Genomic DNA, 13,264 nt, shown 5'->3' with positions numbered 1-13,264 from the left:
CGGGTAACGACGTCTCCTGCCGCGACCCGCCGGTATTGTTCGTATACGAACGATGTTGCGCGCCCGACGGAAACCTGTCAAGCGGCGGCCCAGGCGAAAACGCGCCGGTGCCGATTATTGCCGCAGATTGCCTCGCCGGCTTGTTCATAAACAGGGCAGCCAGGTTGGTCGCGGGCCGGCGCGCTTGCACGTTTGCATGTAAACGGTATCTTCGCGGTCGGGTTTGAACCGCGATGTTTTGCAGTGCGACCACCAGGCCGGAACCAGACGCATGACGCAACCCACGATCCGCCTCGCGGTCAACGGCCGGATCCACGACATCAGCGCTGCTCCCGATACCGCATTGCTTTATGTATTGCGCAACGACCTCGAACTGAACGGACCGAAATACGGTTGCGGGCTCGGCGAATGCGGGACCTGCACCGTCCTGATCGACGGCCTCGCCGCGCGCTCCTGCGTGATCCCGATCAGCGGCTGCGTCGGGCGCGACATCGTGACGCTTGAGGGACTTGGCACGCGCGACCGTCCTGATCCGGTGCAGGAAGCTTTCATCGCCGAGCAGGCGGCGCAATGCGGCTACTGCCTCAACGGCATGATCATGACGACCAAGGCGCTGCTGATGCGCACACCTCATCCCTCCGAGACCGAGGTGCTGGAAGCGCTGCGCTACAATCTCTGCCGCTGCGGCGCGCATGTCGAAATCATCCGCGCGGCGATGCGGGCCGCCGGCCGTCTCGCCGAGGCGCATGATTGATGGCCTCGCCGGTCACTTCCGATAATTCCAGTATCCGGACCGGCGCGTTGTCGGTGGTTCGTCCGGCCGGTTCAGGCGCGGAAGGCTCCTTCGAGACCTTCATCAGGATATCGGCCGACGGTTCGGTCACCGCCTTCAACGGTCATGTCGATCTCGGCACCGGCATTCGCACCGCGCTGGGGCAGATCGTCGCCGAGGAACTCGACGTCTCGTTTGCGCGAGTCGTCATCGTGCTCGGCAATACCGCGCATGTCCCCAATCAGGGCCCAACCATCGCCAGCGAAACCATCCAGATCACGGCCGTCCCCTTGCGCAACGCCGCGGCGCAGGCACGGCAATTCTTGCTTGCGCGCGCCGCCGAACGGCTCGAGCAATCCGTGGAATCGCTCACGATCGAAGACGGCCTGATCCGCGGCAGGGATAACCGCAGCGTCAGCTATGGCGAATTGATCGGCGACGAGACCGTCCGCCTCGAACTCTCTGACGATGTTGCGGTCAAGGCGGTCAGTGCCTACGGCATTGTCGGGCAATCGGTGCCGCGCGTCGATCTGCCGGCGAAGGCCACCGGCGAACTCGTCTACGTTCACGACATGCGCCTGCCCGGCATGCTGCATGGCCGGGTGGTGCGTCCGCCCTATGCCGGCGTCGACGCCGGCGCCTTTGTCGGCACCAGCCTGATCGCGATCGACGAGGCATCGGTCCGCGATATTCCCGGGCTGGTCGCCGTCGTCAGGATCGGCGATTTCGTCGGCGTCGTCGCCGAACGCGAGGAAGACGCGGTCAAGGCGGCCGCGCAACTGAAGGTGAGCTGGAAGCCGACGCCGGTGCTTCCCGAGCTGAAGGATATCGAGACGGCGCTGCGCGCCAATCCCTCGACGCCGCGCACCCTGATCGACAAGGGTGACGTCGAGGCTGCGATCGCGGCCGCCGCCAAGCCGATGGCGCGAACCTATCTCTGGCCCTATCAGATGCACGCCTCGATCGGCCCATCCTGCGCCGTTGCCGATGTTCGGGACGATCACATCCAGGTGTGGTCCGGCACGCAGAATCCGCACATCCTGCGCGCGGATCTCGCGCTGCTGGTGGCGCGGCCGGACAGCGAAATCGACGTGATCCGGATGGAAGCCGCCGGTTGCTACGGCCGCAACTGCGCCGACGACGTTTCCGCCGATGCCGTGCTGCTGTCGCGCGCAGTCAGCCGTCCCGTCAGGGTGCAATTGAGCCGCGAGCAGGAGCACGCCTGGGAGCCGAAGGGCACGGCGCAGCTGATGGACGTGAAGGGCGGACTGCGCGCCGACGGCAGTGTCGCCGGCTATGATTTTGCCACGCGCTATCCCTCCAACGGCGCGCCTACGCTGGCGCTGCTGCTGACGGGTACGATTGCGCCGACTCCCAATGTGTTCGAGATGGGCGACCGCACCGCGATCCCGCCTTACGACTATGAGGCGATGCGCGTGGTGGCGCATGACATGCCGCCAATCGTGCGGGCGTCATGGCTGCGCGGCGTCTCGGCGCTGCCGAATACGTTTGCCCATGAATCCTATATCGACGAACTCGCAACCGAGGCCGGCGTTGATCCGATCGAGTACCGGCTGCGCTATTTGAAGGATCAGCGCGCGATCGACCTCGTCAACGCCGTTGCCGAGCGCGCGGACTGGACTCCGCGACCGATAAGGCAGGAGCCGGCGCCAGAGGACGACATCGTGCGCGGGCGGGGCTTTGCCTATGCGCTCTATGTCCACAGCAAATTTCCGGGCTACGGCGCCGCATGGTCGGCCTGGGTAGCCGACGTCGCCGTCAACAAGACGACCGGCGATGTCAGCGTGACCCGCGTGGTGGCGGGGCAGGATTCCGGGTTGATGATCAATCCGGACGGCGTGCGGCACCAGATCCATGGCAACGTCATCCAGTCCACCAGCCGTGCGCTGATGGAAGAGGTCTCGTTCGACCGCAACGCCGTGACAAGCCGCGAATGGGGCGCCTACCCCATCATCAAATTTCCAGAGCTGCCCGCGATCGACGTGCTGATGCTGCCGCGGCAGGACCAGCCGCCGCTCGGCGTCGGCGAATCCGCTTCCGTCCCGAGTGCCGCGGCGATTGCCAACGCCATCTTCGATGCAACCGGTGTGCGTTTTCGCGAATTGCCCTTCACGCCCGAACGAATTCTCCGGGGATTGCGTGGCGAGCAGGCCGAGGTGCGCGGCGCGTTACCGATGGCTGCGCCTCAAGCCCCGGCTTCTACCGACAGATGGCATAATCCGTTCGCGACTCGTCGCGGTGTGGCGGCGAACATCGTGGCGTTATGCACCGCAGCGATCGGCATCGCTGCAGCCGTGCTGCCGTGGCGATCGATCGCGCCGGTGGCCCGGCCGGATACATCGGTCTATTCGGCCGCGACGATTGCTCGCGGCGGGCAACTTGCCGCGCTCGGCGATTGCGCGGTCTGTCACACCGATGCGAACGGCGCCGTCAACGCGGGAGGCCGCGCCATCGAGACGCCATTCGGCACGGTCTGGAGTACCAACATCACCCCCGATCCCGCGACCGGGATTGGCGCGTGGTCCTATCCGGCGTTCGAACGCTCGATGCGCGAAGGTATCCATCGCGACGGCCGGCATCTTTATCCGGCGTTTCCGTATTCGCATTTCGCGAAGGCGACCGACGCCGACCTGCAAGCGCTCTACGCGTTTCTGATGGCCCAGGCACCGGTGCGCGCCGAAAACCGCGCGACCACACTTGCCTTCCCATTCAATTGGCGTCTCCTGATGGCCGGATGGAACGCGCTGTTCCATCGAGCTGAAGTGTTCGAAGCCGATCCGGCGAAATCGGAGATCTGGAATCGCGGCGCGTATCTGGTCGAGGGGCTTGGCCATTGCGGCGTCTGCCATTCGCCGCGCAATGCATTGGGCGCGGAAAAAGCCAGGGCATATCTGGCTGGCGGTTTCGCCCAGGGTTGGGAAGCACCGCCGCTAACCTCGCTTTCCCACGCGCCGATACCCTGGAGCGAGGATGAGCTGTTCGCCTATCTGCGGACAGGCGAATCCCGTTTTCACGGGGTCGCCGCCGGCCCGATGGCGCCGGTGGTGAAGGAACTCGCACGCCTGCCCGACCCCGACATTCGCGCCATGGCGGTCTATCTGAGCTCGTTCAATGGGAGCGCTCTCGAAAAGCCGGCGCAGGACGCCCTTGCCGCCGAACTGGAAAAGTCGACCGGTACCAGGGTGGTTTCGGCCTCGCCCGCCGGCGCACGGCTTTACGAAGGCGCTTGCGCGGTGTGCCATGCGGTCGGCGGGCCGGCCCTGTTCGGCAGCCGGCCGTCGCTGGCGCTGAACAGCAATCTGCACAGCGCCAGCCCGGACAATCTGATCCAGGTCATCCTGCACGGCATCGCCGCGCCGGTCTCGAGCGACCTCGGCTATATGCCCCCCTTCAAGGACAGCATGAACGACGACCAGCTCACCGAGCTGGTGACCTTCCTGCGGCGGCAATTCGCCCCAGAACGACCGGCCTGGATCGGTGTCCGCGCGGCCGTCGGCCAGGCCAGGCAGCGGAGTTTGCGCTGACCTGCCCGGCCGAGGGTACTGGCTGCAGGGCTCCCGGCGGGCTAGGGTTCCGGCATGGCTGTTACAGACATCGCATCCCGGACCTACAATCACGGCTGGCGGCTCGACCCGATCGTGCGCAGCCTGCTCGATACCGATTTCTACAAGCTGCTGATGCTGCAGATGATCCGGCGGTATTACCCGACGCAGCGCGTCACCTTCTCGGTGATCAATCGCAGCCGGCACGTGCGGCTGGCCGAGGTGATCGACGAAGGAGAACTGCGCGCCCAGCTCGACCATGCCCGCACCATCCGCTTCAGCAAGAAGGAACTGATCTGGCTCGCCGGTAATAGTTTCTACGGCAAGACCCAGATGTTTTCGGCTGACTTCATCAACTGGCTCGCGGCGTTCCGTCTTCCTGAATATGAGCTTCGCAAGGTGGACGGCCAATACGAACTGCATTTCCACGGTCCCTGGACCCACACCACCATGTGGGAGATACCGGCGCTCGCCATCCTCAACGAGTTGCGCTCGCGCCAGGTGACGAAGGGCCAGGGCCGGTTTGTCCTCGACGTTCTCTATGCCCGCGCCAAGGCCAAGCTTTGGGCCAAGGTCGAACGCCTGCGAAAGCTGGATGGTTTGCGGCTTTCCGATTTCGGGACACGGCGGCGCCATGGCTTCCTGTGGCAACGCTGGTGCGTCGAGGCCGTGAAGGAAGGCCTCGGATCTTCCTTCACCGGCACCTCGAACGTCTTGCTGGCGATGGACAACGATCTGGAGGCGATCGGCACCAACGCGCATGAATTGCCGATGGTCGCCGCGGCGCTGGCGGACGACGAAGACGAGCTGCGCTGGGCGCCCTACCGCATCCTGGATCAGTGGCAGCATACCTATGGCGGCAACCTTCTGATCGCCCTGCCCGACGCCTTCGGCACCAGGTCATTCCTCCGTGACGCTCCCGAATGGGTAGCGGACTGGACCGGTTTTCGCCCTGACAGTGCGCCGCCGATCGCGGCAGGCGAAGAAATCATCAAATGGTGGAAGCAAAAGGGCCGCGACCCAAAGGAGAAGCTGCTGGTCTTCTCCGACGCCATGGATGTCGGATCGATCGAGGAGACCTATCGTCATTTTGCCGGCCAGGTGCGGATAAGTTTTGGCTGGGGCACCAACTTGACCAACGATTTTGTGGGATGCGCCCCCGATGGCTCGGCCAACCTCGATCCGATCTCGATCGTCTGCAAGGTGACTTCAGTCGACGGCCGGCCAGCCGTGAAACTCTCGGACAATCCGGAAAAGGCGACGGGTACGGCGTCCGAAATCGAGCGCTACCTTGGCGTATTCGGCGACGCCGGCCGTGTCCGCAGCCCGGTGCAGGTCTGAAGATCCCCGCACCAAACGACTCAACCCCGTCCATCCTCGGTGCGGCGCTCCGTTAGTGCGGGCGCCATGAACCTGCGCATGCGCGGCCAGGATCTGCTGGACCAGCGTGGTACCGGAGCGCGGCATGCCGACAATGAAGACAGCCGCCGTATCCTTGTTGCCGGCCCGGGCAACCTGGTCGCCTCGAAAATCGACGAAATATCTTAGTCGCCCTGAAAGATTGTTTATATTTTATTCTACCTATGGTAGGGTTACATAGCTGACCGCCTGCTTCCCCACGCCACCAAGTCGGATGTACCCGGCCACGCACCGGCAACGCCGGTGCGGTGCGGCACACCTACGTGTCTTCTGCCGCCAACGACAACGATACGGCCATCGACGGGTGATCCCATGATCAGAAACGGAAAAGAAATTCCCGGCGGGAGCACGGTTACGACCGAGGTCTGCATCATCGGATCGGGTCCGGCCGGCATTACCGCGGCGTTGCGCCTGCAAGAACAGGGAAAAAAGGTCATCTTGATCGAAGGCAGCCGCGACTACCGCAACCCAGGCAAGGAAGCGAGCTGGCCGGATAAGAAACTGCTCTACGACGGCGTGGCCGACGGCCTGTTCAAAACCAACGAATCCGATTTCCTGATCCGGCCTTATGCCGGAAGTGGCAAGTATCCCTCGGAACGCGAGCGCATGTTCGGCGGCACGTCCACGCATTGGGGCGGCCAATGCCGGCCGCTGGACCCGATCACCTTCGAGAACAAGCGGGTGGGCTTTGCGAGCTGGCCCATCACGCGCGACGATCTCGATCCCTACTACGCCAAGGCGGCCACGTTCTGCCAACTCGATAGCGATTTCACCGCCGAACATTGGGCCAAGATATTCAATGACAACGCGCCGGGCAGCGCCGAGGTGCCGCATCTCGAAGGCTTCGATACCGAGATGTACCAATTCATGGACTACAACAACGCGAATTTCGCCACCAGGCAGTTCGATGGAACAACGATCGGAGACAGCGCGGTCGACGTGATCCTGAACGCCAGCCTGCTCAACATCGATCACAGCAATGGCGTCGTGAGCGGGTTGCGTGTGGCCAGCATGGACGATGAAACGCCGCCGAAAAAGGCCAAGGAGTTCACCATCAAGGCCGACATCTATGTGCTCGCCTGCGGCGCGGTCGCCAACGCCCGCCAGCTCCTGTTGTCGAACGCCGGCAATGAGCACCAACAGGTCGGCCGCCATTTCATGTGTCACCCGCTTACGATCGAGCCGGTCATCAACTTATCACCGGGCTTTCTCAAGGGCCCCCGCGCCAACCTGATGAGAGGCGCTGGATGGTCGGATCAAAAAACCGGAGTTCAGGTACGGGGCAAATTTTCTCCCACTGCCGAACGGCAGGCGGCACTCCAGATGGGCAGCTGTTGGTTCGATGTCGACGCCGGCGGATATTATTTCGAGATGGCCCCCAATGAAAAGAGCTTCGTCACGCTCGCCAAAACGCGCGACAAAGTGTTTGACCAGTGGAAGACCATGATAACCTGGGAGCTGACGGAGTTCGACGAGAACACCTACGTGCAGACGACGAAGCTCTTCAAGACGGCGGTCAACAACCTCGGCGGCGAGGTCTCCTTCGCGCCGTGGCACAGCATCAAATTCGCCGTCAACGGGCACCACCTCGGCACCACGCGAATGTCGAGCAAGCCCGAGGACGGGGTGGTCGACGCCAACCTCAAGGTGCATTCTCTCAGGAACCTCTATGTCGCGGGAGCCTCGGTGTTTCCGAGCGCCGGGATTTCCAACCCGACCTTCACCATCGTCGCGCTCTCGATCCGGCTGGCCGAGCATATCGGCAAGGCCCTGAGCAGCTAGCACGCCTGCCCGGCTGCAACATGGCGCGCCGCCGCTTTCGCGGACACCGGATCAGCGCCAGCCCGGCACGATCCTTCTCCGCCGTCCGTCGCCGTTTGCCAGACCTCCGCTGTCAGACGCTGAAGCAACCTCTCCATCATCATCGCAAAAAAGTCGAGCAGGCACTCGATTCCCGCTGAAAGTTCGTTTATAACTTATTCAACCTCTGGTATTATGAACGCTGCAACGACAGGTGATCCCATGATCAGAAACGGCAAGGACATTTCCAGCGGCACCGTGGTGTCGACCCAGGTCTGCATCATCGGATCCGGCCCCGCCGGCGTTACCGCGGCGTGGTGGCTGCAAAAACAGGGAATAAAGGTCACCTTGATCGAAGGCAGCCGCGATTACGGCCAATATTGGAAAGCGAGCTGGCCGGACAAGGTACTGCTCTACAACGGCGTGGCCGACGGCTTGTTCGCAACCAACGAACCCGAGTTCCTGATTTTGCCGTACGACGGACACCTCAGCCCTGCCTGGGAACGCGAGCGCGTGTTCGGCGGCACGTCCGCTCACTGGGGCGGCCAGTCCCGGCCGCTGGATCCGATCAGCTTCAAGAAGCGGCCGGGCTTTCCGGGCTGGCCCATAAACCGCGGCGATCTCGATCCCTTTTACGCGGAGGCGGCCAAGTTCTGCCTGCTCCATGGCGACAATTTCGGCGCCGAATACTGGGCCGGGGTGTTCAACGACAAGGCGCCGGATAGCGCCAAGGTGCCGCATCTCGAAGGTTTCGATGCCGAGATGTACCAGTTTATCGGCCAAAGCTATCTGAACTTCGCCACCCGGACGTTCGATGGAATAACGATCGGACAGAGTCCGGTCGACGTGATCCTGAACGCGAGCCTGCTCGATATCGATCACAGCAGGGGCTTCGTGGGCGGGCTGAGCGTCGCCAGCATGGATGGTCAATCGCCGCCGAAAAAAGCGACGGAGTTCACGGTCAAGGCCGACGTCTATGTGCTCGCCTGCGGCGCGGTCGCCAACGCCCGCCAGCTCCTGCTGTCGGATGCCGGCAACGAGCACGACCAGGTCGGCCGCTACTTCATGTGCCACCCGCTGTCGACAAGCCCCGTCGTCACGATCGAGCAAGACTATCTGTCGCCTGCCGAATCCAACCTGATGAACGGCGGCAACGGATGGACCGATGCGAACGGCGTGAGGGTCACGGGCAGATTTTCTCCCAACGCCGAGCAGCAGGAGAAACTGGGAATCGGCAGCTGCTGGTTCTGGGCCGGCGGCGGCCAATATTATTTCGAGATGGCACCCAATCCGGATAGCCGGGTCAGGCTTGCCGACACGCTCGACCCGGTGTTTGGCCAGCGTCAGACCTGGATCACCTGGGAGCTCACGCCGCTCGACCAGAAGACCTATGAGCAGACGACACAGCTGTTCAATACGGCGGTCACCAGCCTCGGTGGTGGTGTCTCCTTCGACTCCTGGGAATCCGTCAAGAGCCAGCTGGTCGACAACGGGCACCACATCGGAACCACGCGCATGTCGAGCAAGCCTGAGGAAGGGGTGGTCGACGCGAACCTCAAGGTGCATTCCTTCCATAACCTCTATGTCGCGGGATCCTCGGTGTTTCCGACGACGGGGATTTCCAACCCGACCTTCACCATCATCACGCTCTCGATCCGGCTGGCCGAGTATCTGGGCAGGACCTTGAGCAGCTAAAATAGGGCCTGCGGTGTCGGAATCCTGCGAGCTTTGGGCCGCACACCGCCGCATCGACCTGCAAGAACGACATCGTCCGGCTTGCTTTCCCCTGGACTTGCGGCGATGATTTTTCCCGGGTTTGCGCTTGGCAACGAACCGGGGGACGCCTGTGAAATCGCCAGGATATGCCGCCATCATCGTCGCACTCGGCCTGCTGGGCGGCGCCGCGGCCGCAGCTGAATCGGTCCTGTCGGTGGTGAGCCGGGCGCAACTGCTCGGCAACTGGGCCGCCTCCTGCAGCACCGGCGCCAGCCCCAGCAACTGGATCGTCACCTGGTATGCCGGCGGCAACGGCACGGTGCGCCGTCGCTCGCTGCGGGGTCCCGGCCTGCCGCCGCTCGACGGCGCCATCGACAGCGCCGAAATGCTGAGTCCGACGCTGATCCGTACGCGGATGCGGAACGACGATCCGAACTGGGGCAACTTCAATGGGAGAGTCTACGACGTGCTGCTCGACATGAGCGGAGGCAACATGCGGACCATCAGTTCGGTGGCGGGCGACGGCGAGGCCATCATCCGGGACGGCAAACTGGTGTCCAACGGCAATCCCTCCGTGGTCGCGCAGCGTTGCGCGAAATAGCGATCCGCCCGGTGTCCGGACGTGCAACAACGAAATCCCGTTCGACAGGACTTTTTTAAGCCTCGAGGTTCGATCCATGGCTGACCATCGCGCGCCGGTCGATGGCGCTCGCGTGCTTGACGATCTCAACACGCTGCGCTCCATCGGCGCCTACAAGGGTGGCGTGCACAAGCCGACCTTCTCGGACGCCCATATCCGCTCGCTGCACTGGCTGGCCACAAAACTTCCCGAGGCGGGGCTTGCGGCCGACATCGACGGCATCGGCAATGTGCTCGGCACCAGCACGAAATCGGGACCGAAACTGCTCGCAGGGTCGCATCTCGAAAGCCAGAATTTCGCGGGCTGGCTCGATGGGCCGCTCGGCGTCGTCTATGCGCTGGAGGCCGCCCGTGTGATCAATCCCGATGCTGATATCAAAGGCGCGGTCGAAGTCGCCTCATGGTGCGACGAGGAAGGCCATTTCGGCAGTTTTCTCGGCAGCCGCTCCTATGTCGGGGCCGTCACCGATGAAGACATCGACGCAGCCCGCGACCGCAGCAGCGGCCGAACCCTGCGGGAGGCCCTGCGCGAGGCTGGTCTCGCCGGCCGGGCACGCGTCACGGCGGAACGCGGGCGCCATATCGGATATCTGGAGGCCCATATCGAGCAGGGCCAAACGCTGGAAAGCGGCGGGCTTGCGATCGGTATCGTCACCTCCATCGTCGGCATCTGGCAATACCGGATCAGTTTTGTCGGCGAGCAGAACCACGCCGGCACCACCCGCATGGACCTTCGCAAGGATGCAGGGCTCGCGCTGGCGAGATTTTGCGTCGCCATCGACGATCGCTTCCCCGGATACAGCGGACCGCGCACGGTATGGACCACCGGACGCATCACGCTCGATCCGGGCGCGCCGAGCATCATCCCGGGGCGTGCCGAGATGCTGTTTCAGATTCGCGATGCCGAGCCCGCCGTGATCGAGCGCCTCGAAGATCTCTTGCGGAGCATGGCCAAAGACGTCACTGCGCAAGGCGGCTGCGCCGTCGAAATCGAGCGGCTTCGCACCGGCGCGCCGGCGCTCATGGATTCGAGGTTCCAGCAGACGATCGAAGATGCGAGCGGGCGTTTCGCCGGCGGCAGGTCGGTCCGGATGCCCTCCGGCGCCGGCCATGACGCCCAGGTCCTGGCCACCATCATGCCGGCGGGCATGCTGTTCGTGCCCTCGATCGGCGGCATCAGCCATCACTGGACCGAAAACACCGATGACGCGGATATCGTCACCGGCGCCCAGGTCTTCGTTGAAACCTGCCGGCTTCTGCTGGCTGAATGAAGGCTGCGATTTCGGCTAGTCTAGAGCTTTCGCCGGATTTGATACCCTTCTTGCGTGACAGGCATCGATCCCAGGTCCCCCGAGCCGGCTCTACAAATTTGCCGGACGATCAGCCTCTAGCTAGTGGCGGCGGCGGCCCCAAGAGATTGCCGCCCAGATGCGCTCATGCAGGTAATACCAGGCGAGTTTGGTCGCGATTTCGAGGCCGGCGATTGACCCCGCGATCTCGACCCGCCCGGTCAGAAGCCAGCTGATCGCGAAGGTGTCGAGCGTTCCCAGCGTCCGCCAGCTGATCGCCTTGAGGACTGACCTCGCATGTGTCTCTGCTCCGCGGAACAACACCACCACCTCCCAGCTTGCCGATCCGCTAACCTACCACGCCCGCCGGGCGGATCGTTTTGCGCCCTGTCAATTCGCCATTGGACAGGACGCCGCAAATATGTGCATGTTGCGCTGTCAGAAATGTCACAAAGCCGTTGATTTAACTGAATAATCGTAATCAGATTCGAAACTGCCAGCGTCCCCCTTGGTTGCATGGCCGAAAGAAGATTTCAGATGAAACTCCTTGTCCTGCTCGCCGCGATTTGCGCGTTCAGCCAAACGGCTGCGGCGCAAACCGCAGATTGCAAGTCGCTGCCGAACCCGGACGCCAGGCTCGCCTGCTATGACAAGTCCGCCCCGCCGGCGGCCTCATCCGCCAAACCGGTCTTGCGATCGGTTCCGCCTTCGAAAATCGACAGCGGAAAATATGTCGATTCGATCGGCGCCGAGGACGCCCTGATGAACGCCCGGCTGAAGAGCATCTGCCGGGGTTGCTGAGTTCCGACGCGGCTGCGCGTTTCGAGGCGGCGGAAAATCAACGCAGTAGATAAAGCGGAAAAATGGCATACTTGCCGCCGTGATGAGTGTCCTTGGATCCCTTCCGAGCTTGATCGGCACCGCCGCGGTGGCACCCGCGCTTCTGATCCTGTGGCTCGTGATCGCCGCCGGCGAGCGTCCCGGTCCGCCGCTGAAGGTGTGGACCGCGTTCTTCCTCGGCGCCGCCAGCATTTCGCTATTGGGGGTGGCGCGCGCGCCGTTCAACGCGATGCTCGCGGCACCGCAAAATCCCTGGGTCGCCCAAGTGCTGCATTCGGTGTTCGGGGTGGCGCTGCCCGAGGAGACCGTCAAGATCCTCGTCATCGTCGCAGTGTCGGCGCGGCGGCGGCCGTTCGAGGACCCGATGGACACCGTGCTTTATGGCGCGGCGGCGGGGCTCGGCTTTGCGGCCTACGAAAACCTCGCTTATCTCGTGCAGCACGCCGAGATGTGGCGCTCGCTGGCGGCGCTGCGCAGCGTGCTGACGGTGCCGTTCCACGGCGCGCTCGGCATCATCGCCGGCGCCTATCTCGCACTCGGGCGATCCGGCACCGCGCTCGGCGCGCACCGCCATTACCGCGACTGGGCGCGGATCAAGAGCCGCATCCTGATGCTATTCGCCCCCGTCGCGCTGCATGCGGGCTTCGATTTCCCGCTGCTGACGCTGCAGCAAAACCCCGACATCGCCCCCGGCGCCCGCTTGATGCTGGGCTCGGCGAGCATGCTGATCGGGTTCTCCTCGATCGCTTTCGCCGTGCGCCTGGTGCGACGGGTCGGCCGCCATCAGACACCCCGTACCGAAATCGCGCGCGCGAGACTCGGCCAGTTGCGGCGGATGTGGGCGCTGTTGGTGCTGGGCGGCGGCGCCGGATTCATCGGGCTCACCTTCGTGCTGACGTCGATCCACCACTGGCTGGTCAATCCCGAGCGCAACGTGGCGCTGGTGCTGATTCCAATCGGCTTGACATCTATCCTGATCGGCATTGCGCTGCTGCTGGCGACGACGGCGATCTATTTTCTCGGTCGCAACCGGATCCGCCGCACCGCGTCGGGGTTTTCCTCCGCGCCCGGCCAGGGTTAGCGTTTTCAAAGCGGAGCCTGCCCTCGGCATGCCCCGAGGGCGTCACCCGTTCTTGTCAAGAAGACGCGCCATATCAAGAATCTAGAGCCGTATTTCGTTTCTATCCAGAAACGGGGCAAGCCCGCGCGGCTTCGCACTGCAACGC

The 13,264-nt window shown here is 63.5% G+C and carries 10 protein-coding genes and 1 pseudogene; 9 read left to right on the top strand and 2 right to left on the bottom strand.

Going from position 1 to position 13,264, the window contains the following annotated elements; genetic code table 11:
• The first annotated feature begins 271 nt into the window (after window positions 1–271).
• From VK804_RS02335 to pncB, 3 genes are read left to right on the top strand one after another with little or no spacing between them, the layout of a single operon-like run.
• Window positions 272–754, top strand: coding sequence for a (2Fe-2S)-binding protein (locus tag VK804_RS02335; protein ID WP_325367407.1), 483 nt, complete (start codon window positions 272–274; stop codon window positions 752–754).
• Window positions 754–4,317, top strand: coding sequence for a molybdopterin cofactor-binding domain-containing protein (locus VK804_RS02330; RefSeq protein ID WP_325367405.1), 3,564 nt, complete (start codon window positions 754–756; stop codon window positions 4,315–4,317). The genes VK804_RS02335 and VK804_RS02330 overlap by 1 nt, the downstream gene beginning before the upstream one ends.
• 54 nt (window positions 4,318–4,371) lie before the next feature.
• Window positions 4,372–5,676: a nicotinate phosphoribosyltransferase gene (pncB, locus tag VK804_RS02325; RefSeq protein ID WP_325367403.1), complete on the top strand. Its 1,305-nt coding sequence runs from the start codon at window positions 4,372–4,374 to the stop codon at window positions 5,674–5,676.
• 60 nt (window positions 5,677–5,736) lie between these two features.
• On the opposite strand, the pseudogene VK804_RS02320 reads toward pncB, so the two are convergent.
• Window positions 5,737–5,829 (bottom strand): annotated as a pseudogene (locus VK804_RS02320) (sulfotransferase); the annotation flags it as partial.
• Window positions 5,830–6,066: 237 nt separating this feature from the next.
• On the opposite strand from VK804_RS02320, the gene VK804_RS02315 reads away from it, so the two are divergent.
• From VK804_RS02315 to VK804_RS02300, 4 genes are all read left to right on the top strand, one after another.
• Window positions 6,067–7,536: a GMC family oxidoreductase gene (locus tag VK804_RS02315; RefSeq protein WP_325367401.1), complete on the top strand. Its 1,470-nt coding sequence runs from the start codon at window positions 6,067–6,069 to the stop codon at window positions 7,534–7,536.
• Window positions 7,537–7,776: 240 nt separating this feature from the next.
• Entirely contained in the window at window positions 7,777–9,249 is a 1,473-nt protein-coding gene (locus VK804_RS02310) for a GMC family oxidoreductase (RefSeq protein WP_325367399.1), read from the top strand.
• A gap of 151 nt (window positions 9,250–9,400) precedes the next feature.
• On the top strand, window positions 9,401–9,871 hold the full coding sequence (locus tag VK804_RS02305; protein WP_325367397.1) for a hypothetical protein: 471 nt from the start codon (window positions 9,401–9,403) through the stop codon (window positions 9,869–9,871).
• A gap of 76 nt (window positions 9,872–9,947) precedes the next feature.
• Window positions 9,948–11,180 carry a Zn-dependent hydrolase gene (locus VK804_RS02300; RefSeq protein WP_325367395.1) on the top strand — a complete coding sequence of 411 codons (1,233 nt, stop codon included), beginning with the start codon at window positions 9,948–9,950 and terminating at the stop codon, window positions 11,178–11,180.
• Between the two features lie 120 nt (window positions 11,181–11,300).
• Here the strand turns inward: VK804_RS02300 and VK804_RS02295 are convergent, their stop codons facing one another.
• Window positions 11,301–11,522 carry a DUF2061 domain-containing protein gene (locus VK804_RS02295; RefSeq protein ID WP_325367393.1) on the bottom strand — a complete coding sequence of 74 codons (222 nt, stop codon included), beginning with the start codon at window positions 11,520–11,522 and terminating at the stop codon, window positions 11,301–11,303.
• Between the two features lie 213 nt (window positions 11,523–11,735).
• Between VK804_RS02295 and VK804_RS02290 the strand changes: the two genes are divergently transcribed.
• Window positions 11,736–11,999: a hypothetical protein gene (locus tag VK804_RS02290; RefSeq protein ID WP_325367391.1), complete on the top strand. Its 264-nt coding sequence runs from the start codon at window positions 11,736–11,738 to the stop codon at window positions 11,997–11,999.
• 82 nt (window positions 12,000–12,081) lie between these two features.
• Complete coding sequence (locus tag VK804_RS02285) at window positions 12,082–13,119, top strand: PrsW family glutamic-type intramembrane protease (protein WP_325367389.1); 1,038 nt, start codon at window positions 12,082–12,084, stop codon at window positions 13,117–13,119.
• Window positions 13,120–13,264: the final 145 nt, after the last annotated feature.

The organism is Bradyrhizobium sp., from assembly GCF_035484855.1.
Lineage (GTDB): Bacteria > Pseudomonadota > Alphaproteobacteria > Rhizobiales > Xanthobacteraceae > Bradyrhizobium.
The sequence above is the reverse complement of the archived record's forward strand: the minus strand, read 5'-3'. Positions and strand labels throughout refer to the sequence as shown.